Raw genomic sequence first — 21,243 nt, 5'->3', positions numbered from 1 at the left:
CGTCAGTTCACGATGTCGTCGACCGTGGCCGACTCGTTGCGCGAGAGGTTGATACCCAGGTTGGCCGCAGCCCGCTCCAGGTCCTCGTCGTCGCTGTCGCGCATCTCGATCGCCGCGCCGTCGCTGGAGAGCACCTCGACGTTCAGGCACAGCGACTGGAGCTCCTTGAGGAGCACCTTGAACGACTCCGGGATGCCCGGCTCCGGGATGTTCTCGCCCTTGACGATGGCCTCGTAGACCTTCACGCGGCCGAGCACGTCGTCGGACTTGATCGTCAGCAGCTCCTGCAGCGTGTACGCCGCGCCGTAGGCCTGCATCGCCCAGCACTCCATCTCGCCGAAGCGCTGGCCGCCGAACTGGGCCTTACCACCCAGCGGCTGCTGGGTGATCATGGAGTACGGACCCGTGGAGCGGGCGTGGATCTTGTCGTCCACCAGGTGGTGCAGCTTGATGATGTACATGTAGCCGACCGAGACCGGGTACGGGTACGGCTCGCCGGAGCGGCCGTCGTACAGCTGCGCCTTGCCGTCCCCGCCGACCATCATCTGGCCGTCGCGGTTGGGCAGGGTGGACCCGAGCAGACCCGTGATCTCGTCCTCGCGCGCACCGTCGAACACCGGGGTGGCGGTGTTGGTGCCCGGCGCGGCCGAGTACAGCTCCTCGGGCAGCTTGCTCGCCCAGTCCGGGTCCCCGTTGATCGACCAGCCGGTCTTGGCGATCCACCCGAGGTGGATCTCCAGGATCTGGCCGAGGTTCATCCGTCGCGGCACACCGTGCGTGTTCAGGATGATGTCGATCGGCGTGCCGTCGGGCAGGAACGGCATGTCCTCCTGCGGGAGGATCTTGCCGATGACGCCCTTGTTGCCGTGCCGGCCGGCGAGCTTGTCGCCGTCCTGGATCTTGCGCTTCTGGGCGACGTAGACCCGGACCAGCTCGTTCACGCCGGGGGGCAGGTCGTCGTCGTCCTCGCGGGAGAACACCCGGATGCCGATGACCTTGCCGGTCTCGCCGTGCGGCACCTTCAGCGACGTGTCCCGCACCTCGCGGGCCTTCTCGCCGAAGATCGCCCGGAGCAGGCGCTCCTCCGGGGTCAGCTCGGTCTCACCCTTGGGCGTCACCTTGCCGACCAGCACGTCGCCGTCGCGGACCTCGGCACCGATGCGGATGATCCCGCGCTCGTCCAGGTCCGCGAGGACCTCCTCGGAGACGTTCGGGATGTCCCGGGTGATCTCCTCGGCACCGAGCTTGGTGTCGCGGGCGTCGATCTCGTGCTCCTCGATGTGGATCGAGGTGAGGACGTCCTCCTCCACGAGGCGCTGCGACAGGATGATCGCGTCCTCGTAGTTGTGGCCCTCCCACGGCATGATCGCCACGAGCAGGTTCTTGCCCAGCGCCATCTCGCCGTTCTCGGTGCAGGGACCGTCGGCCAGCACCTGGCCGGCCTCCACCCGCTGGCCCTCGTCCACGATCGGACGCTGGTTGGTGCAGGTGCCCTGGTTCGAGCGGGCGAACTTGCGCATCCGGTGCGTGGTGCGCTTGCCGTCGTCGGCCATCACCGTCACGTAGTCGGCCGAGACCTCCTCGATGACCCCGGAGACGTCGGTGACGATGACGTCGCCCGCGTCGACCGCGGCCCGGAGCTCCATGCCCGTGCCCACCAGCGGCGCCTGGCTCCGCACCAGCGGAACCGCCTGGCGCTGCATGTTGGCGCCCATCAGCGCGCGGTTGGCGTCGTCGTGCTCGAGGAACGGGATCATGGCCGTGGCCACGGACACCATCTGCCGCGGGGAGACGTCGATGTAGTCGACCCCGTGCGGGTCGATGTAGTCGACCTCGCCGCCCTTGCGACGCACCAGCACGCGCTCGTCGGCGAGGTTGTCCTCGGCGTCGAGCGTCGAGTTGGCCTGCGCCACGACGTAGCGGTCCTCCTCGTCGGCGGTGAGGTAGTCGAGCTGGTCGGTGACCTTGCCGTCGACGACCCGGCGGTACGGCGTCTCGATGAAGCCGAACGGGTTGACGCGGGCGAAGGACGACAGCGACCCGATCAGGCCGATGTTCGGACCCTCCGGGGTCTCGATCGGGCACATCCGGCCGTAGTGGCTGGCGTGCACGTCCCGAACCTCGAAGCCGGCGCGCTCGCGGGAGAGACCACCGGGGCCCAGAGCCGACAGGCGGCGCTTGTGGGTCAGGCCCGAGAGCGGGTTGGTCTGGTCCATGAACTGGCTCAGCTGGGACGTCCCGAAGAACTCCTTGATCGCGGCCACGACGGGCCGGATGTTGATCAGGGTCTGCGGCGTGATCGCCTCCACGTCCTGCGTGGTCATCCGCTCGCGGACGACACGCTCCATCCTGGACAGACCCACCCGGATCTGGTTCTGGATGAGCTCGCCGACCGTGCGCAGGCGACGGTTGCCGAAGTGGTCGATGTCATCGACCTCGACGGGGACCTCGACGCCGTCGGGCGCCGTCATCGTGGTCTCACCCGCGTGCAGGCGCACCAGGTACTCGATGGTCGCGACCACGTCCTCCTCGGTCAGCGTCGAGGACGTGACCGGCTGGCCGTGGTTGAGGCCGAGCTTCTTGTTGATCTTGTAGCGGCCGACCTTGGCCAGGTCGTAGCGCTTGTCCTTGAAGAACAGGTTCTCCAGCAGCGTCTGCGCACTCTCCCGCGTGGGGGGCTCGCCCGGGCGCAGCTTGCGGTAGATGTCCAGCAGCGCCTCGTCGGTGCCCGCGGTGTTGTCCTTCTCCAGCGTGGCCATGAGGATCTCCGAGAAGCCGAAGCGCTCGGTGATCTGCTCGTTGGTCCAGCCGAGTGCCTTGAGCAGGACGGTGACGGGCTGACGGCGCTTGCGGTCGATGCGGACGCCGACCGTGTCGCGCTTGTCGACGTCGAACTCGAGCCACGCACCACGGCCGGGGATCACCTTGACGCTGTGCACGTCCTTGTCGGAGGTCTTGTCGACCGCGTGGTCGAAGTAGACGCCCGGGGAGCGCACCAGCTGGCTCACGACGACGCGCTCGGTGCCGTTGATGACGAAGGTGCCCTTGTCGGTCATCATCGGGAAGTCACCCATGAAGACCGTCTGGCTCTTGATCTCGCCGGTGTTGTTGTTGATGAACTCGGCGGTCACGAACAGCGGCGCCGCGAAGGTCATGTCCTTGTCCTTGCACTCCTCGACGGAGGCCTTGACCTCGTCGAAGCGCGGGTCGGAGAAGGACAGCGACATGGAGCCGGAGAAGTCCTCGATCGGGGACAGCTCGGTGAGGATGTCCTCGAGGCCGCCCGACGTCGCGTTGTCACCCCGCGAGGCGGCACGCTCGCGCCACGCGGGCGCGCCGATCAACCACTCGAAGGAGTCGGTCTGCAGATCGAGGAGGTCAGGCACCTCCAGCGGCTCGTTGATCTTTGCGAACGAGACCCTCCTGGGGGCACCGGGAATGCCAACCAGGGGGACGACCGTGGTGGAACCGGCCTTCGCAGGAGTGGTCTTGGTCTGGCGAGAGACTGCCAAGATGCGTCCTTCCAGCACCTCATGCGGGCCGTCACGGAGCGGACGGCCACTGCTGTGTCGACAACCGGAGCGCCGGGTTGATCCCGGCGACCGGACTGAAGTTGCGGGCAGCCCGAAGGAGCCCCGTCAAGGGGCTGAGTCGGGCGGAGACCAGCGCAACGTCGAAGGCTAGCCGCTCGCAGGCTCGTTGTCGAGCCGGGCAGCACCGCAGGCGCGGGAGCAGTGGCTCGCGCGATCGGGGGACAGCCTCTCTCCCCGGTGACCGCTCGTCAAGGCCACGCGCCCGAACCGGCTAGAGAGGAGTCAGGTCCGCGAGCTTCCAGGTCCCGTCCACCCTCTGGAGCTGCGCGGTGAACCGCAGGGGCACCGGCGCGAGGGCGGTGCCCGCGTTGTCGCTCGTGACCACCACGAAGGCCACGACCTCGGCACGGTCGCCCTGCAGGAGCTTGACCCCGTCTGCGGTGACCTGCGCCTTGCTCGTGGTCTTCGCCTGGGTCACCGCGGACACGGTGGTGGCCCTCGTGGCCTCGATCTTGCTGGCCATCTCGGGCGTCATGAGGTCGGTGGCGGCGGTCAGGTCGGCGTCGATGGTGCTGAAGGAGTAGCTGTACGTCTTCTGCAGGACGTCGACCGCGGCGGCGGCCACCTCGTCGGTGGCCGCGGTGTCCACGAGAGCGGTGTTGCCGCTGCCGGCTGCGGTCCTCACGCCGGGTTCGAGGGCGGCGACGACGGCGAAGGCGCCCAGCAGCACCGCGAGCACGGCCATCACCGCGGCCGTGCGCAGGCCCCGACGCCGGGCGGGCGGGGTTGCGCCGGGGTCGGTGGCGGGTGCGGCGGTGCCCTCGGGAGCAGGCTCGCCGAGCGCGCTCTCGCCCGGCACGACCGGGGTTGCCCGCGGCACCTTCCGGATCACGACCGGCGGGGTGGGGACGGCCGAGATGGCCGGCTCGGGCGCGGGGTGGGGCTCGACCGGTTCCGGCTCGAGCTCGGGCGCCACCGGCTCCGGCTCGGGGTGGGACTCGGGGTGGGGCTCGACCGGTTCCGGTTCCGGCTGGGGCTCGGGGACGGCGGGGGTGTCCACCGGAGCCGCAGTCGGCGCCGGCGGGCGCGTCGACTCGACCAGCGGCTGCGCCGGGGCGTCCACCACGTCCTCGTCGTCGCCGGCCGGCCCGGCCGGGCCGGCCGGTCCCACGATCCGCGTGCCGGCCACCCGTGGACGACGGGGTGGACGCGGGCCGGCGGGACCGGAACGACGCACGGGGGGCACTAGTGCACTCTCCTGTTCGGGGTGGCGGTCACTTGCCCGTACCGCCCTGGGCGAGGCTCTGCAGCGCGGATGCCTTCCACCCGGTGTCGGTCCGCTGCACCGACATGCTCAGCGCGAACCGCTGGGGCACCGGCTTCGCGCCCTTGGCCGTGGTGGTGACGTCGGCGAAGATCACGGCGGTCGCGGTCCCCGCGCTGGCGTCCAGCGTGGTCAGCGCTGCGTCGACGATGGTGGCGGAGGTGCTGCCGGGGTTGGCGGTGATCTGCTGCTCGAGCTGAGAGCGCGAGGAGGTGAACTGGGTGGCGAGATCCCCGGTGACCACGGAGTCCCAGTTGGACAGGGTCCCGGCGACGTCGCTGGAGTCCACCGTCGTGAGGTTGACGGCGGCCTGGCGCGCATCGTCCAGGGCGGTGTCCCGGGCCTGGGCGACCGAACCCTGCCCTCCCCCGGCCCGGGCCCAGCGAACCCCGAAGAAGACGGCGCAGACGAGGGCCACGACGAGCAGCACGGCCGCCACCAGGGTGATCGTGGCCGGGCGCCGCCGGGGACGGGCGGCCTCCGTCACGGGGGCGGGGGCATCCGCGTCGGGCGGGGTCGTCGTCGTCTCGGTCATCGCGCTCCATGCTAGGCCGGGACGAGGGGCGGCCCGGCGGGTGAGGTGGCCGGCCGCCGCTAGAGCGGCAGGAGCTGGCCCAGCAGCTGCAGCAGGGAGTTCGCCGTGCCCCCGAGTGCCGAGGACCCGCCGAGGCCCTGTCCCGGCTGGGCGGTGCCGCCACCGGGCGCCGCGACGGCCGTGTTGGAGGTGCCCCCCGGCCGCTGGGCGTTCTGCGCCCCGCGCACCGAGATGGGACTTCCCCGGGGCTCGGCGCAGTAGGCCTGGGTGTTCAGCGGGATCTTGGACACCGAGTCGTCGTAGACCGGGTCCCGGGCCTGCAGGGCGGCCAGCTCCTGGGCGGTCCCCTCGTAGCCCGCGGTGCAGACCGGCGGGTCGTTGAGCATGAGCACGGCCCCGAAGTGGGCGGTGCCGTCGCCGGGCAGGGCGGTGAACCCACCGGCGACGATCCCGGGCAGCACCTGGAAGATGGTGCGGACCTGGGTCTGCCGGGGCGCGACGACGTCGGTGACGGTGAGCAGGTTCGCCACCAGCTGGGAGAGGTCCTGGGCGCTGGCGCCGAGGAAGGCCGACAGCTGCGCCCCGGTGGCCTGGCCGGTGGTGATCAACCGGCGCAGGTCGGGGTCGCTGGCCTTGAGCTGGGCCGCGATGAGCTGCAGGTTCGCGCTGTAGTCCTGGATGGACGAGCCCTGCGCGTTCTGGGTGTCGAGGACGGTGCGACCGTCCCGGATGAGCGCGAGGGTCTGCGGGAGCGCCTGGGTGGCGGCACCGGTGAGCAGGTCGCCCTGGTCGAGCAGGGTCTGCAGGTCACCGCCCTTGCCCGCGAAGGCCTGGCCGAGCTCGGAGACCACCGTCTGCAGGGAGCCCAGCGGCACCGACCGGACGAGGCCGTCGACGTTGGTCAGCAGGTTCTCGGTGGTCACCGGCACCTGCGTGCGGTCGGCGGGGATGACCGAGCCCTGCTCCAGGAAGGGCCCCTGGTCGGTGTCCGGGCGGAGGTCCACGTACTGCTCGCCGACGGCCGAGCGGTTGGCCACCACGGCGGTGAGGGAGGTCGGGATGGTGTTCGCGTCCTTGTTGATGACGAGCTCGACGGCCACGCCGTCCGGGGTGAGGGTGAGATCACCGACCCGGCCCACCGGGACCCCGCGGTAGGTGACCTCCGCGTTGGAGAAGATCCCTCCGGAGCTGGCCAGCTGCATCGAGACGCGGTACCCGCCACCACCGAAGTAGCGGTCGAGACCCACGTACTTCACGCCGACGTAGGCCATGCCCAGCAGGGCCACCGCCACGAAGACGACGATCTGCCGTCGGACGAAGGTGGTGATCATGATCCGCCCCCCATGAGTCCGCCGAGCAGACCACCCAGCCCGCCGGAGCCGGCGGGGGAGCTGCCGGAGCCCGTCCCCCCACTGGTGCCGCCGAGCAGACCCGGGAGGCCGGGCAGCGTGGGCAGGGTCGGCAGGGTCGGCAGCGCCGGGAGGTTCGGCAGGGCGGGCGAGGTGGACGGGCCGGTGGTCGTGCCGGGGGTTCCGGTCCGCGGCGGCGTGGTCGCCGTCGACGGCTTGGGTGCGGTCAGGTTGCTGAGCAGGTCCCCGAGCTGGAGGTCGGCGTTGATGTAGAGGTTGGTCTGCGACCCCTGGATGGCCTGCACCGACTGGTCGGTGAAGGGGTAGGTGCCCAGGATCTGCAGAGCGTTCGGCAGGTCGCTGCCCGCGGCCGCGAGAGCCTGCAGCGTGGGCGTGAGGGCCTGCAGGTCCGCCACGGTGCTGTCCTTGCTCTTGGTGATGACGTCGGTGGCCACCGCACCGAGGCTCTGCAGCGAGGTGAGCAGCTGGGTGAGCTCCGGCTCCTGCTCGCTGAGCACCTGGAGGCCCTGCGGGAGCTGGTCCAGGGCGTTGGCGATCTGGCCGCGCTGCGCGTTGACGGTGGCCGTCAGGGTGTTCAGGCTGTCCAGCGCACGGGAGATCTCCGACTTCTGGTCGTCGAGGCCGCTCACCAGGGTGTTCAGCTGGTCGAGCAGGCTGCGGACCTGCGGCTCGTTCCCGGCGAGGGCCTTGTTGAGCTCCTTGACGATGGACTGCAGCTGCGCCACGCCCCCCCCGTTGAGCAGCAGGGACAGGGCGCCGAACGCCTCCTCGAGCTCGACGCTGCGCTGGGTGCGGTCCACCGTGATGACGTCGCCGTCGTGCAGCGACCCGGTGGGTGCCTCGTTCGTCGGGGGCGAGAGATCGATGAACTTCTCCCCCAGCAGGCTGCTCTGCTTCAGGGCTGCTGCGGCGTTCTCCGGCAGCTTGACGTCGCTGTTGACCACCACGGTCACCTCGGCGGTCCAGCCGTCGGCCGCGAGGTTCACCGACTCCACCCGCCCGACCGGCACGTCGTCGACCTTGACGGCGGACTGGGGAACCAGGTCGAGGACGTCGGCGAACTGCACCTTCACCCGGTACGGGGAGGACCCGGTGTCCGCCCCGCCGGGCAGTGGCACGTCGTAGAGGTTCACGCCGCAGCCGCTGACCAGCACGGTGACCGCGGCCAGTGCTCCCACGAGCTTGGGCAGGGGCCTCACTTGGCCGCACCCGTCAGGCTGCCGATGGGCAGGGTCGGGACCACGCCGGCGCCGATGCCCTGGATGATCTGCTGCAGCGGCAGGATGTCCAGCACCCCGCCAGGCTGGCTCAGCAGCCCCTTGCACGCGTTCAGCAGCGGCTGGGCCGCAGCCCCCAGCGCCGCCAGCGCCGGGTCGCTGGGAGCCAGGTTCTTCGGGTTGACGAGGCTGCAGACCAGCTGGCCGGGGTCGGACAGCTGCGTCACGTTGACCCGGGTGTCCAGGGTGCCCGAGGTCGAGTTGTAGGAGTTCAGCAGGTTGCCGGCCGCCAGGGGCGCGTCGTCCAGGGTCTCCGCGAGGGCCGCGCGCTGGTTGACGAGGGTGCCCGTGATGGACGAGAGGCCCGCGACGTTGCTCGAGAGCGACTCGCGGTTGGCCTGCACGAACCCGGCGACGTCGCCGAGGGCCACCGAGAGCTGCTGCAGGGCCTGCCCGAGGTTGCTGCGCTCACCGGCGAGGTACCCGCTGAAGGTCTGCAGCTGGGTGTTGAGCTGGCGGACCTGGGTGTCGTTGGCGGCCAGCACCGACACGAACTTCTGCAGGTTGGTGACCGTGCCGAACAGGTCGCCGCGCGAGCTCGCCAGGGTGTCGACGGCCTTGGACAGCTCGGTGAGGGTGCCGCCCAGGGCCGCGCCGTTGCCGTCGAGGTTGGCCGCGGTGGTGTCCAGCAGCTGGGAGAGCGCGCCGTTGGCGTTGGCACCGTCGGGACCGAGCGCCTTCGAGATGTCGTTCAGGCTCGAGTAGAGCTGGTCGAGCTCCACGGGGGTGGCGGTGCGCTCGCGCGGGATCTCCCCCCCGCTGGCCATCCGGTCGCCGCCGCTGTACGCGGGCAGCAGCTGCACGTAGCGGTCGGCCACCACCGAGGGCGACACCTCGGCGGCCTGGGCGTCGGCGGGCACCGGGACGCTGTTGTCGACGATGAGGACGACCTTGACCACGTCGCCCTGCGCCTCCACCGAGTCGACGGTGCCGACCTTCACGCCGAGCACGCGCACGTCCGAGCCGGCGTAGACACCGACCGCGGAGTCGAAGTAGCTGGTGATGCGCGTGGTGTTGTCGCGCAGGAACACGTACCAGACCACCGTGGCCGCGACCAGCACGAGGATCGTGCCGGTCGCCACGGTGCGGAGCAGGTCTCGGGAGCCCATGGGTCATCCGCCGTTCAGGATCGGGGCGCGGCCGCTGAGGACGTTGGGCAGCCCCGGCGGGAGGAGGTTGGTGACCGTCGTGTCGAACCAGCGCCCGTTGCCGAGGGTGTTGGCGAACAACCGGTAGAACGGCGCGAGCAGCGCCAGCCCGGAGTCGAGCTGGCTCTGGTTGGTCTTGAGGATGTCGACCACCCCCTGCAGCTGGGCCAGTGTCGGGCCGAGCTGAGCCTGGTTGTCGGCGACCAGGCCGGAGAGCTGGGTGGACAGCGCCTGGGTGTTGGTGAGCAGCTGGGAGATGGCTTGTCGCCGGGTGTTGAGCTCGCCGAGCAGCAGGTTGCCGTCCTGCAGCAACCGCTCGAACTCCGTGTTGCGATCGGCCAGCACCTGCGTCACCTGGTCGGTGTTCGAGAGCAGTGTGGTGAGCTGCTGGTCCCGGCTGGAGATCGTCTGGGAGAGCCGTGTGAGCCCGTCCAGCGAGGTCCGCACGTCCGCCGGCGTGGCGGAGAACGCGTCGCTGAGCGTCGTCAGGCTGCTGGCCAGCTGACCGGTGTCGATGCTGCCGACGGTGGTCGCGAGGCCGGAGAACGCCTCGATCACGTCGTACGGGGCCACGGTCCGGTCCAGCGGGATGGGGGTTCCCGGGTCCGCCGCCTGCACACCCTGCGGGTCGAGCGAGACGTACTTGGAGCCCAGCAGCGTCTTGATCCGGATCGCGGCGGTGCTCTGGTCGCCGACCCAGGTCCCGTTGACCCGGAAGGCGACGGCCACCTTGTTCCCGTCCAGGCTGACCGAGGTGACCTTGCCGGCCCGGACCCCGGCGACCCGCACCTCGTCGCCGGTCGTGAGCCCTGCCGCCTCGCTGAACTCGGCGGTGTAGGTGGTGCCGCCACCGACGATGGGCAGGTCCTCCGAGAAGAACGCGGCGGCCGTGGCCAGGGCGATCACGAGGATCCCGACGGCCCCCGTCACCACCGGGTTCCGTCGACGTGGGGCGCTCATCCCTGTCCTCCCGTCGGCCTGGGGCTGCACCGGGCCGGGTTGTTCGTGTAGAGCGGCAGGGACAGCGGACCGGTCAGCCCCGTGGGAAGGCCGAGCAGGTTGGCGCTTCCCCCGAGGCCGACCGTGGCGTCGAGCCCGCAGAGGTAGAACTGGAACCACGAGCCGTAGCTGGCGGTGCGGGTGATCGTGTCCAGCTTCGACGGCAGGTTCGCCAGGACGCTGTTCAGGGCGTCGCTGCTGGAGTTGAGGTTGCTGGCCAGCTGGTTGACCCCCGCGATGTCGGCCTGCAGGGGCCCGCGGACGGGTCCGAGCAGACCGGCCGTGGAGGTGGCGAGGTCAGCGATCGACTGGATCGACGAGCCGATGGCCACGCGGTCGTTGGACAGGCCGCTCACCAGCTGCTGGAGCGACACGATGAGGCTGCTGAGCTGGTCGTCGCGGGAGTTCACGGTGTCGAGCACGCTGTTGAGGTTGTCGACGAGCTGGCCGATGACGGCGTCCTTGTCGGCGATGGAGCTGGTGAGGCTGGCCGTGCGGCTGAGCAGCGACTCGATGGTGCCGCTCTCACCCTGGAAGACCTGGATGATCTCGAAGGACAGCTGGTTGACGTCGTCCGGGCTCAGCGCCTGGAACAGCGGCTTGAAGCCGTTGAACAGCACCGTGAGGTCCAGCGCGGGCTTGGTGCGCTCGAGGGGGATGGTCTCCCCCGGCTTCATGGTCGCCGTCGGCGAGCCCGCTCCGCGGTCCAGCGCGACGTAGCGCTGACCGACGATGTTGCGGTAGCGGACCACGGCGGTGCTCGACTCGGGCAGCGGCTGCGGGGTGGTCACCTTCATGCTGACCTCGGCGAGCCGGCGGTCGACCACGTCGATGGAGGCGACCTGGCCGACCTTGACACCGGCGACCCGGACGTCGTCCCCGACGTTCAACCCGGTGACGTCGGTGAACCTGGCCTTGTACTCGGTGCCTCCCGAACCGCCGAGGTTCGCGATGGTGGCCGCCAGCAGACCGGTGGCCAGCAGCGTCACCGTGGCGAAGGCGACGAGCTTGAGGATCGGGGCGAGGAGACCTCTCACTTGACCGTCACCTCGTTGCCGCGCAGGGCCGGTGCGGCCACGAGGGCGCTCCAGCCGGGGACGTCCTGGACCGCGGTACCCGTGGTCTGGGAGAAGATCGTCGCCAGTGCACCGGCCTCCGCGGGCGAGCCCGTGATGCCGAGCGCGTCACCGGAGCCCGGCAGGACCGATGCCTGCCCGGGTGCGCGCTGCTCGGGTGCGACCGATCCGTCCTTGAACGGTGTGGGGGGCAGCTGGAAGTTGCCCTGGTCCGGCGGCACGATCGGGTAGCAGACCGGACCCCGGGTGTCGGTGAAGTTCGGCTCGTCGCGGTTGGGGAGGTACTTGCCGCGACCGTTGACCACCTCGAGGCTGATGCGGAGGCCGGGGGTCGACGTGCCCACGCCGAGGGCCGTGTTCACCCTCGGGATGGTGTTCGTCAGTCCGTTGAGCAGGCACCCGTACTCCGGGGAGTACTGCGCCAGCAGCTGCAGGGTCTGCGTGGAGTCGGCGGAGAGCCGGATGAGGTTGCTCGCGTTGGCCTGCAGGAAGCCCGTCAGGTCACCCGAGGCGCCGATCAGGCTGGAGTAGAGCGAGTCGATGTTGGTCCGCTGCTCCACGACGGTGCGGCTGGTGGTGGTGAGGTCGTCGAGGGCCTGGATGAGGTCCGGCGCGGCCACCGTGTAGGTGTTGCCGAAGTCCGCCAGCCCGGAGATGTCCGCCTTGAGGTTCGGCAGCTCCGTGTTCAGCTGGCCGACGTAGTCGTTCAGCCGGACGAGGTTGGTGCCGAGCTGGGCTCCGCGACCGTCGAGGGCCTGCGACAGGGCGCCGAGGGTCGCCGACAGGTGCTGGGGCTTCACGGCCTGCAGCAGCGGCAGCAGGTCGTCGAGCACCTTGCCGACCTCGATGCCGGCCGCGCTCCGGTCCTGGGTGATGGTGTCGCCCGCCCGCAGCGGCCGCGCGGCGTCATCGGTCGGCAGGACGAGCGAGACGTACTTCTCGCCGAACAGCGTCTTGGGCAGCAGCCGCGCGGAGACGTTGCTCGGCACCAGGTCGACCATGTCCGGGTTGATGGCCAGCGCGAGGGTGGCCCCGCTCCCGTCGCTGGAGATGTCGCGCACCTCCCCGACCACCAGCCCGCGAACCTTCACGTCGGAGTTGGGCAGCAGCTGGTTCCCGATGCGGTCGGTCTTCAGGCTCACCATGACCACGCTGGTGAACTGCTTGTCGAAGATGGCGATGGTCAGCCCGATGCTGCCCACGATCACCACGATGAAGCCGACCCCCAGCAGCCGCTGGCGCAGGCGCGCACCTCGCTTCATCCCGCGATCCTCACCGTCGTGGTCGTGCCCCAGATGGCGAGGCTGAGGAAGAAGTCCATCAGGCTGATCGTCACGATGGCCGTTCGCACGGCCCGCCCCACGGCCACCCCCACCCCTGCCGGTCCACCACTGGCGCGGTAACCATAGAAGCAGTGCGTGAGGATGATGACGATGGAGAACAGCAGCACCTTGGCGAAGGACCACAGCACGTCCACCGGTGGCAGGAACAGGTTGAAGTAGTGGTCGTAGGTGCCGGTCGACTGGCCGTAGAACAACGTCGTGATGGTCCGCGAGGCGAGGTAGGAGGCGAGCAGCCCGACGACGTAGAGGGGCACCACGGCGACGAAGCCCGCGATGATGCGGGTGGTCACCAGGTAGGGAAGGCTCGGCACCGCCATGGTCTCCAGGGCGTCGATCTCCTCCGAGATGCGCATGGCACCGAGCTGGGCGGTGAACCCGCAGCCGACGGTGGCCGACAGCGCGAGCCCGGCGACGAGCGGGGCGATCTCCCGGGTGTTGAAGTACGCCGAGATGAACCCGGTGAGCGCGGAGCTGCCGATCTGGTCGAGCGCCGCGAAGCCCTGCAGGCCCACGACGGTGCCCGTGAACAGCGACAGCGCCGCGATGACGCCCACCGTTCCGCCGATGACCGCCAGCGCACCGCTGCCGAAGCTCACCTCGGCGAGCAGCCGCACGATCTCCTTCGAGTACCGCCGCAGCGCCCGGGGCGTCCACGCCAGGGCACGGAGGTAGAAGGAGAGCTGGTCGCCGAGGTCGTCGAGGAACTCCAGGGGCCGGTTGGCCGCGCTGCGGACGCGGCGCACGACCAGGTTGGCCCGGGTGCTGGTGAGGACCACGGGTCAGCCGCCCTTCGAGGGGACGACCTGGAGGTAGATCGTCGTGATGATGAAGTTGAAGAAGAACAGCAGCAGGAACGTGATGACCACCGCCTGGTTCACCGCGTCACCGACACCCTTGGGCCCTCCCTTGGGGTTGAGCCCCTTGTACGCAGCGACGATCGCGGCGAGGAACCCGAAGATCAGCGCCTTGAGCGTGCTGACGTAGAGGTCGGGCAGCTGGGCGAGCGCGGAGAAGGACGACAGGTAGGCCCCCGGGGTGCCCCCCTGGAGCACCACGTTGAAGAAGTACCCGCCGACCACCCCGACCACGCTCACCATGCCGTTGAGCAGCACGGCGACGAGCATCAGGGCCAGCACGCGGGGGACGACGAGCCGGTGCAGCGGGTTGACCCCCAGCACCTGCATCGCGTCGATCTCCTCGCGGATCACCCGCGAACCCAGGTCGGCGCACACGGCTGACCCGCCCGCCCCGGCGATGAGCAGTGCGGTCACGATCGGGCTCGCCTGCTGGATGACCGCGAGAACGCTCGCTGCGCCGGTGAAGGACTGCGCACCGAGCTGACGGGTGAGCGAGCCGAGCTGCAGGGCGATCACCGCGCCGAACGGGATCGCCACCAGCGCCGTCGGCAGGATGGTGACACTGGCGACGAACCACGCCTGCTGGATGAACTCTCGCAGCTGGAACGGCCGCTGGAACAGCGCCTTGACGATGTCGATGGTGAGCTGGAAGAGCTTGCCGGACTCCCGGAGGGCACCGCTGCCGGGGAGTGCGTCGAGCCCTGAGCGACCGCTCACGCGCCACCCCGCCGGAACCATCGCCGCTGAGCGGTGGCGGTCGCGGGACCGTCCTGCGAACCGCCTGGGGCCCCGTCCACCGGGGCGGCGTCGGTGGTGGCCGCGGGGGCGTCCCACGGCGAGGCCGGGACCTCGGCCACCGGCGGGGCCGGCCGCGGGACGGGGCTGGGCTGGGCGTGGGAGCCGGGCTGGGCGTGGGAACCGGGCTGCGGGCGGGGGGCGGGTGCGGCGGCGGCCGCACCGGCCGACGGCGCTGCGGGGGCACCGGCCATCGCCGGCTGGCGCTCCCCTGCCCCCACCGACCGGGTGCCGGGGGCGATGCCGTAGCGAGCCAGGGTCTCCGCGTCCAGGCTCTCGATGATGCCCTCCTGCGCGTTGACCGGGAGCGTGTGCAGGATCGCCATCACCCTGTCCTGGCGGCGCCGGACCGCACCTCGCACGGGAGACCCGGGAGTGGGCTCGATCTGCGGCACGATCCCCCGCACGTCCTCGTCCCCCGAGCCGTCGCTGTGACCGGCGGCCCGCATGGCGAGCTCCTCGGCCATCTGGGCCTCGTCCTTCTCCTCGCTCATGCCGATGGGGCCGACCCGGCGGCCGTTGAGGAACTGCTCGACGACGGGCTCGTCGCTGGTGAGCAGCACCTCGCGGGGGCCGAACATGACCAGGCGGCGGCGGAAGAGCATGCCCAGGTTGTCCGGGACGGTGCGGGCGACGGTGATGTTGTGGGTGACGATGAGGACGGTTGCGTCGATCTGGGCGTTGATGTCGATGAGCAGCTGGCTGAGGTAGGCCGTGCGGACGGGGTCGAGGCCGGAGTCGGGCTCGTCGCAGAGAACAATCTCGGGATCGAGCACCAGGGCCCGGGCGAGGCCGGCGCGCTTGCGCATCCCGCCGGAGATCTCCCCGGGCAGCTTCATCTCCGCGCCCAGCAGACCGACGAGCTCCATCTTCTCCATGACCGTCTTGCGGATGTCCGACTCGCTCTTGCGGGTGTGCTCCCGCAGCACGAACGCAACGTTGTCGTAGAGGTTCATCGAGCCGAACAGCGCGCCGTCCTGGAACAGCACCCCGAACAGCTTGCGGATCTCGTAGAGCTCCTTCTCGGAGCAGGTCAGGATGTCGGTGCCGTCGATGATGATCTCGCCCTGCTCGGGCCGCAGCAGCCCGATGAGGGACTTGAGGAACACCGACTTGCCCGTGCCGGACGGACCGAGCAGGACGCTCACCTCACCGGACGGGAGGGTGAGCGTCACGTCCTGCCAGATGCGCTGGCTGCCGAAGGACTTGGTGAGCCCGTTCACGGACACCTCGACGCCCATCACACCTCCTGCGCTCGGCCCCGGGGGGCGCTGGACCGTCGGCACTGTATCGGCCGTCACAGTGCCCAACGACAGGGGGGCACGGGGGTTACTGACGGGTTGCGTCCGGGGTGAGCACACGTGCACCGACGCCACGAGGGCGGCTCCCCGGAGTGGGGAACCGCCCTCGTGCTGGTGCTCCGCGGCGTCCGGGGACGCGCGGGGTGCTGGGACTCGCGCCTCAGCGGTGGTGCGGGGGGAGCTGCGTCACTTGACGGTGACGGTGGCTCCGGCGCCCTCGAGCTTCTCCTTGGCGGCCTCGGCGGCAGCCTTGTCGATCTTCTCGAGGATGGCCTTCGGGGCGCTCTCGACGAGGTCCTTGGCCTCCTTCAGACCCAGGCCGGAGACGACCTCGCGGACGACCTTGATCACCTGGATCTTCTTGTCACCGGCGGCCTCGAGGACGACGTCGAACTCGTCCTGCTCCTCGGCGGCCTCGGGGGCGGCAGCGCCACCACCGGCGGCGGCCACGGCCACGGGGGCGGCCGCGGTGACCTCGAAGGTGGTCTCGAACTTCTTCACGAAGTCGGAGAGCTCCAGGAGGGTCATCTCCTTGAACGCGTCGAGCAGCTCGTCGTTGCTGAGCTTCGCCATGGTGGCGGTCCTTCCTCGTCAGTGGTGCTGGGGTCGTGCGTGCGGGGGTGGTGCGTGGTCGCGGACCCGTCGGGCCCGCGGGGATCAGCTCTCGGCCGGTGCCTCGGCGGCCTCGGCCGGAGCCGCTGCCTCCTCGGTGGTGGCCTCGGGAGGAGCAGCCTCGACGGCGACGGCGCCCGGCTCGGACGCCTTCTTCTCCTGCAGCGCGAGCAGCAGCCGCGCGGCCTGGGAGACCGGGGCGTTGAACAGCCCGGCCGCCTTGCTGAGGTTGCCCTTCATGGCGCCGGCCAGCTTCGCCAGCAGCACCTCACGGGACTCGAGGTCGGCGATGCGCTCGATCTCGTCGACGGTCAGCGTGCGACCGTCCATGTAGCCGCCCTTGATGACCAGCGCCTTGTTGTCCTTGGCGAACGTCTTCAGGGCCTTGGCGGCCTCGACCGGCTCGCCGGTGATGAACGCGATCGCGGTGGGGCCGACGAACAGCTCGTCGAGACCCTCCACTCCGGCGTCCGCCGCGGCGCGCTTGACCAGGGTGTTCTTGGCGACGGCGTAGGTGGATCCCGCGCCCAGCGCGGAACGCAGCTGCGTCATCTTGGCGACCGAGAGACCTCGGTACTCGGTGATGACCGCCGCCGAGCTGCCCTTGAACTGCTCGGAGATCGCCGCTACCGCTGCGACCTTCTCAGGCTTTGCCACACTCGCCTCCTCTCTACGGATCTGGGTCCGGAGAGGACGAACGCCCCGGCGCAGGGCGCACGGGGCGGGGGACGACCGGATGATCCGGTCGGACGCTGACCACGTTCTCCTGCGCGGGCCGCCCGGGCTCTCCGGGACCTTCGGCCACGCCCCTCACGGGGCGCGGTGACCTGCGGTCTGTGGTGGAACGGACCCGACAGTACCGGATGCGGAACAGCCTCACGACCACGGCGGACCGGGACCCCGGGAGGTCGGGGGCCGTCCAGGAACGCGACGGACCCCGGGGCACGTGGCCCCGGGGTCCGGTCGAGCAGGTGGAGATCAGCCCCAGCGAACCCCGTCGAGGCCCCAGCGGACGCCCTCGCGGGCGGAGGAACCGGCGACGCCCCAGCGGACACCGTCGCGGGTGGCCGACGTGCTCACGACGCCCCAGCGGACCCCGTCGCGGGTGGTGGAAACGTTCATGTCGACCTCCAGGCTCGCTTCATCACCCGTTTGGGCGTTGGGAAGAAGGCTATGGAGCGATCCGGTCGCGGACAATCGGCTGTCAGCGTGATACTGGGTAGTCGGAACAAGATCGAACCTGACGCGTTCGGAGCAGTGCACGGCCACGGAGGGGCGCGGCAACCACGTCCGTGGTTGCCGCACCCCCTCCGTGGAGTGCGCTCGATCGGGGTGCCGGTGTCAGTCCGTGGTGGTCGCGTCCGCCAGCAGGTTGCGGGTGCGGGTCGGGTCCACGGGGATGCCGGGGCCCGTGGTCGTGCTCAAGGTGACCTTCTTGAGGTAGCGCCCCTTGGCGGCGGCCGGCTTCATCCGCAGCACCTCGTCCAGGGCGGCTGCGTAGTTCTCCACCAGCTTCTCGGTGGCGAAGGACGCCTTGCCGATGACCAGGTGCAGGTTGGCCTGCTTGTCCACCCGGAAGTTGATCTTGCCGCCCTTGATGTCCTCGACGGCCTTCGCGACGTCGGTGGTGACCGTGCCCGTCTTCGGGTTGGGCATGAGACCACGGGGACCGAGGACACGGGCGATGCGACCGACCTTGGCCATCTGGTCGGGGGTCGCGATCGCGGCGTCGAAGTCGAGCCAGCCGCCCTGGATGCGCTCGATCAGATCGGCGGCCCCGACGACGTCGGCTCCGGCCGCCTCGGCCTCCGCGGCCTTCTCACCCTCGGCGAAGACGATGACGCGCGCGGTCTTGCCGGTTCCGTGCGGGAGGTTGACCGTGCCGCGCACCATCTGGTCGGCCTTGCGGGGGTCGACACCGAGGCGGATGGCGACCTCCACGGTCGCGTCCATCTTGGTGCTCGCCGTCTCCTTCGCCATGGTGGCGGCGCTGAGGGGGCTGTAGAGCTCGTCGTAGTCGATCTTCTCCGCGGCCTGGAGGTAGGCCTTGCTGCGCTTCATGCTGCTGTCCTTCTGTTCGGTCAGGGGTGGTCGTCGAGCCGAAGCTGGCTCTCCCACGCTTGCTCGCGTGCGGTGGAACAGGTGGAGCCGGGCTCTCAGCCCTCGACCGTGATGCCCATGGAACGGGCGGTGCCGGCGATGATCTTCGCGGCCTGGTCGAGGTCGTTGGCGTTGAGGTCCTCCATCTTGGTCTGCGCGATCTCGCGGACCTGGGCCATGGAGACCTTGGCGACCTTCGTGGTGTGCGGCGTGCCCGAACCCTTGGCGACACCGGCGGCCTTCAGGAGCAGACGGGCCGCGGGCGGGGTCTTCAGCTTGAAGTCGAAGGACCTGTCCTCGTACACCGAGATCTCGACCGGCACGATGTTGCCGCGCTGGGACTCGGTGGCCGCGTTGTAGGCCTTGCAGAACTCCATGATGTTGACGCCGTGCTGACCCAGGGCAGGGCCGACGGGCGGGGCCGGGGTGGCGGCGCCGGCCGAGATCTGGAGCTTGATGATCCCGGCGAGCTTCTTCTTCTTGGGGGGCATCTCGTACTTCCTGCGTGTCAGGGTGCCTGGCCGGAGCCGGTCGCCCAGTGGTCGTGGAACCGTGCGGTGGTGCAGCACGGTCGTGGAACCCGCTGCGTGGAGCTGCGGTGCGGTGCGGGGTGTTCCCGCACCCGTCACCCGGCGGAGCCGGGATCAGATCTTGGAGACCTGCGTGAACGACAGCTCGACCGGGGTCTCCCGGCCGAAGATCGACACCAGGACCTTGAGCTTCTGCTGCTCGGCGTTGACCTCGCTGATGGTGGCCGGCAGCGTCGCGAACGGGCCGTCCATCACGGTGACCGACTCGCCGATCTCGAAGTCGACCACGATGGTGGACACGGCACCGCCGTCGCCCGCCGAGCTCGCGCCCGCACCCGCCGCCTTCTTCTGCTCCACGGCGGGCAGCAGGAACTTGAGGACCTCGTCGAGGGTCAGCGGGGACGGGCGCGAGGTGGCCCCGACGAAGCCGGTGACCCCGGGGGTGTTGCGCACCGCGCCCCAGGAGGCGTCGTTGAGCTCCATCCGCACGAGGATGTAACCGGGCAGGACCTTCCGGTTGACCTGCTTGCGCTGGCCGTTCTTGATCTCGGTGACCTCCTCCACGGGCACCTCGACCTGGAAGATGAACTCCTCCACGTCGAGGGTCTGCACCCGGGTCTCGAGGTTGGTCTTGACCTTGTTCTCGTAGCCGGCGTAGGAGTGCACGACGTACCAGTCCCCGGGGGCGCGCCGCAGCGCTGCCTTCATCTCCTCGACCGGGTCCGCGTCCTCCTCGACGTCGGCACCGGCCGTGGCCACGTCCTCGGTCGTCGCCTCGACGACCGGGGCGGCGACGGGCTCGAGGTCCGCCTCCTGCACCGACGTGTCGTCGTCGGCCTCTGGCTGAGTGGTCGCGGCCACCACGGCGGCGTCGGCAGCCTCCACCTCCTCGGAGACCGCTCCGGCGGTGGTCGCGTCCTCGCCGGTCTCGTCCTGCCCGGCCTCGTAGACCTCGGCATCGGAGAGCTGGACCAGCTCCGCGTCCTCACGGCCGACCTCGGGGGTGCTCACGTCTGCGACTCGCTTCCTCTCGTCTTCTCGCGGTGGGTGGGCGCCACGGACCTGGTCCGTGCGCCGCCGCCCGCCACGCTCCTCGGCCGGTCGGCCGTTGGGAGGGTGGATCAGCCGAACAGGGCCAGCACACCCTTCGCGAACAGGATGTCCAGCCCGGACACCAGCGCCACCATGAAGGTCACGAAGACCAGGACGACCGACGTGTAGGTGACGAGCTCCTTGCGGGTGGGCCAGATGACCTTGCGGAGCTCCGACACCACCTCCCTGAGAAAGCGGGCGACCCGCGACACCGGGCTGCGCCGGGACGGGGCCTCCGCCACGCTGCGCCGCGCCGTGGATCGACCAGAGGCCCGCTTGGATCCCTCGGCCACCGGCCGGGCCGGGCGCGAACCCGCTCCGGCGGTGCGACGCTTGCCGGTGGGACGGGCGGCGACCTCCGGCGCGGAGTCCTGCTCGGCGGCGTCGTCCTGCTCGGCGGCGTGGGCGTCCGCGCCGGCCGGCAGCTCACCGCCGGGGGCGTCGACACCCTCCACCGGACCGATGTCCTCGGCGTCGGTGGGCGTGGTGGCGTCAGGGGCACCGGGGTCGTCCGACCCTGGCGTGACGCCGTCCCGCTCGTCGCTCACCCTCACTCCTCCAGTCGGTGTTGCCGTGCGCAGGGGCGACAGGACTTGAACCTGCAACCTGCGGTTTTGGAGACCGCTGCTCTGCCAGTTGAGCTACGCCCCTCCGGCCGACGACGGGCGACGGCCGAACCAGGTTGCCGTGCTGCGCACCCACCGGTCCGGTGACCGACGCCGGAGCGACAGCACGGGGACAGCGGGCAGCACAGGGACGCCCCAGGAAACCGAGTGTACGACACGGCCGGCGCACCCCTCCACCACGCAGGACCGCTCAACCGCGGCCGTGCGGGAGCGCAGCAGCGTCGGCCGGGCGCCGCAGCCGCTCGGGCAGCCGGTCGACCAGCCGCCCCAGGCGCTCGCTGGTGCCCTGCAGCGGCGCCACCGCCCCGGCGAGCACGGCCACGGAGACGTCGAGCCTGTCGATCACCTCTGCGACGGCCTGCAGGTCCGGCGCCACGCCACCCAGGCTCGCCTGCATCTGGACCACCACGTCCTGGAGCACGACCACCGCGGCCGGCAGGTCCGGCAGCGCGGACAGCGCGGGCTCGACCAGTGCCGACCCCTCGGCCTCCGCCAGCCGCACCAGCAGGGGTTCGAGTCGCCCCAGGGCATCGATCGAGTCGGCCGAGGCGGCCAGCCGCTCCAGGGCCAGCACCGCGCGCGGCAGCACGGCGGCAGCCTCCAGCAGCACCCCACCGGCGCGGGTGGCCACCGTCGCCGTCGTCAGGGCCGCCCCCAGGGACGCGAGCGCAGCGGTCCGGCCGACCTGCACGAGTCCCCAGGGGTCCAGCGCCCTCACCGGGAGC

At 70.5% G+C, this 21,243-nt stretch carries 20 protein-coding genes and 1 tRNA gene; all 21 read right to left on the bottom strand.

Going from position 1 to position 21,243, the window contains the following annotated elements; all coding sequences use genetic code 11:
* Positions 1-2: 2 nt before the first annotated feature.
* On the bottom strand, positions 3-3,530 hold the full coding sequence (rpoB, locus tag RHODO2019_RS02220; protein ID WP_265383422.1) for a DNA-directed RNA polymerase subunit beta: 3,528 nt from the start codon (positions 3,528-3,530) through the stop codon (positions 3-5).
* Between the two features lie 274 nt (positions 3,531-3,804).
* On the bottom strand, positions 3,805-4,722 hold the full coding sequence (locus RHODO2019_RS02215) for a hypothetical protein (protein ID WP_265383421.1): 918 nt from the start codon (positions 4,720-4,722) through the stop codon (positions 3,805-3,807).
* 85 nt (positions 4,723-4,807) lie between these two features.
* On the bottom strand, positions 4,808-5,392 hold the full coding sequence (locus tag RHODO2019_RS02210; RefSeq protein ID WP_265383420.1) for a hypothetical protein: 585 nt from the start codon (positions 5,390-5,392) through the stop codon (positions 4,808-4,810).
* A gap of 59 nt (positions 5,393-5,451) precedes the next feature.
* Positions 5,452-6,723 carry an MCE family protein gene (locus tag RHODO2019_RS02205; protein ID WP_265383419.1) on the bottom strand — a complete coding sequence of 424 codons (1,272 nt, stop codon included), beginning with the start codon at positions 6,721-6,723 and terminating at the stop codon, positions 5,452-5,454.
* On the bottom strand, positions 6,720-7,961 hold the full coding sequence (locus RHODO2019_RS02200) for an MCE family protein (RefSeq protein ID WP_265383418.1): 1,242 nt from the start codon (positions 7,959-7,961) through the stop codon (positions 6,720-6,722). The genes RHODO2019_RS02205 and RHODO2019_RS02200 overlap by 4 nt, the downstream gene beginning before the upstream one ends.
* On the bottom strand, positions 7,958-9,148 hold the full coding sequence (locus tag RHODO2019_RS02195; RefSeq protein WP_265383417.1) for an MCE family protein: 1,191 nt from the start codon (positions 9,146-9,148) through the stop codon (positions 7,958-7,960). Before RHODO2019_RS02195 ends, RHODO2019_RS02200 begins: the two co-directional genes overlap by 4 nt.
* 3 nt (positions 9,149-9,151) lie before the next feature.
* Complete coding sequence (locus tag RHODO2019_RS02190; RefSeq protein ID WP_265383416.1) at positions 9,152-10,147, bottom strand: MCE family protein; 996 nt, start codon at positions 10,145-10,147, stop codon at positions 9,152-9,154.
* A complete protein-coding gene (locus RHODO2019_RS02185; protein WP_265383415.1) occupies positions 10,144-11,223 on the bottom strand; it encodes an MCE family protein in 1,080 nt (359 codons plus the stop codon). The genes RHODO2019_RS02190 and RHODO2019_RS02185 overlap by 4 nt, the downstream gene beginning before the upstream one ends.
* Positions 11,220-12,524, bottom strand: coding sequence for an MCE family protein (locus RHODO2019_RS02180; protein WP_265383414.1), 1,305 nt, complete (start codon positions 12,522-12,524; stop codon positions 11,220-11,222). The genes RHODO2019_RS02185 and RHODO2019_RS02180 overlap by 4 nt, the downstream gene beginning before the upstream one ends.
* A complete protein-coding gene (locus RHODO2019_RS02175; protein WP_265384906.1) occupies positions 12,521-13,354 on the bottom strand; it encodes an MlaE family ABC transporter permease in 834 nt (277 codons plus the stop codon). The genes RHODO2019_RS02180 and RHODO2019_RS02175 overlap by 4 nt, the downstream gene beginning before the upstream one ends.
* Before the next feature lie 30 nt (positions 13,355-13,384).
* A complete protein-coding gene (locus RHODO2019_RS02170; RefSeq protein ID WP_265383413.1) occupies positions 13,385-14,179 on the bottom strand; it encodes an MlaE family ABC transporter permease in 795 nt (264 codons plus the stop codon).
* Positions 14,176-15,498 (bottom strand): ABC transporter ATP-binding protein, encoded by a 1,323-nt coding sequence (locus RHODO2019_RS02165; RefSeq protein ID WP_265383412.1) that lies wholly within the window; start codon positions 15,496-15,498, stop codon positions 14,176-14,178. Before RHODO2019_RS02165 ends, RHODO2019_RS02170 begins: the two co-directional genes overlap by 4 nt.
* Positions 15,499-15,744: 246 nt before the next feature.
* Entirely contained in the window at positions 15,745-16,131 is a 387-nt protein-coding gene (gene rplL, locus RHODO2019_RS02160) for a 50S ribosomal protein L7/L12 (RefSeq protein ID WP_265383411.1), read from the bottom strand.
* Positions 16,132-16,215: 84 nt separating this feature from the next.
* The gene (gene rplJ / locus RHODO2019_RS02155; RefSeq protein ID WP_265383410.1) at positions 16,216-16,827 is read right to left on the bottom strand and encodes a 50S ribosomal protein L10; all 612 of its coding nucleotides are present in this window, start codon (positions 16,825-16,827) and stop codon (positions 16,216-16,218) included.
* A 321-nt stretch (positions 16,828-17,148) separates the two neighbouring features.
* Positions 17,149-17,292, bottom strand: a complete 144-nt coding sequence (locus RHODO2019_RS02150; protein ID WP_265383409.1) for a hypothetical protein — start codon at positions 17,290-17,292, stop codon at positions 17,149-17,151.
* A 219-nt stretch (positions 17,293-17,511) separates the two neighbouring features.
* On the bottom strand, positions 17,512-18,231 hold the full coding sequence (gene rplA / locus RHODO2019_RS02145) for a 50S ribosomal protein L1 (RefSeq protein ID WP_265383408.1): 720 nt from the start codon (positions 18,229-18,231) through the stop codon (positions 17,512-17,514).
* A 95-nt stretch (positions 18,232-18,326) separates the two neighbouring features.
* Complete coding sequence (gene rplK / locus RHODO2019_RS02140; RefSeq protein WP_265383407.1) at positions 18,327-18,761, bottom strand: 50S ribosomal protein L11; 435 nt, start codon at positions 18,759-18,761, stop codon at positions 18,327-18,329.
* 153 nt (positions 18,762-18,914) lie between these two features.
* Positions 18,915-19,811 (bottom strand): transcription termination/antitermination protein NusG, encoded by an 897-nt coding sequence (gene nusG, locus RHODO2019_RS02135; protein WP_435532161.1) that lies wholly within the window; start codon positions 19,809-19,811, stop codon positions 18,915-18,917.
* 110 nt (positions 19,812-19,921) lie between these two features.
* Positions 19,922-20,440, bottom strand: coding sequence for a preprotein translocase subunit SecE (gene secE, locus RHODO2019_RS02130; RefSeq protein WP_265383406.1), 519 nt, complete (start codon positions 20,438-20,440; stop codon positions 19,922-19,924).
* 30 nt (positions 20,441-20,470) lie between these two features.
* Positions 20,471-20,543: transfer RNA gene (locus RHODO2019_RS02125), tRNA-Trp, on the bottom strand.
* Positions 20,544-20,708: 165 nt separating this feature from the next.
* Positions 20,709-21,236, bottom strand: coding sequence for a hypothetical protein (locus tag RHODO2019_RS02120; protein ID WP_265383405.1), 528 nt, complete (start codon positions 21,234-21,236; stop codon positions 20,709-20,711).
* Positions 21,237-21,243 lie beyond the last annotated feature (7 nt).

Source organism: Rhodococcus antarcticus (assembly GCF_026153295.1).
Classification (GTDB): Bacteria; Actinomycetota; Actinomycetes; order Mycobacteriales; family Mycobacteriaceae; genus Rhodococcus_D; species Rhodococcus_D antarcticus.
This window is presented reverse-complemented; position numbering and strand designations above follow the sequence as displayed.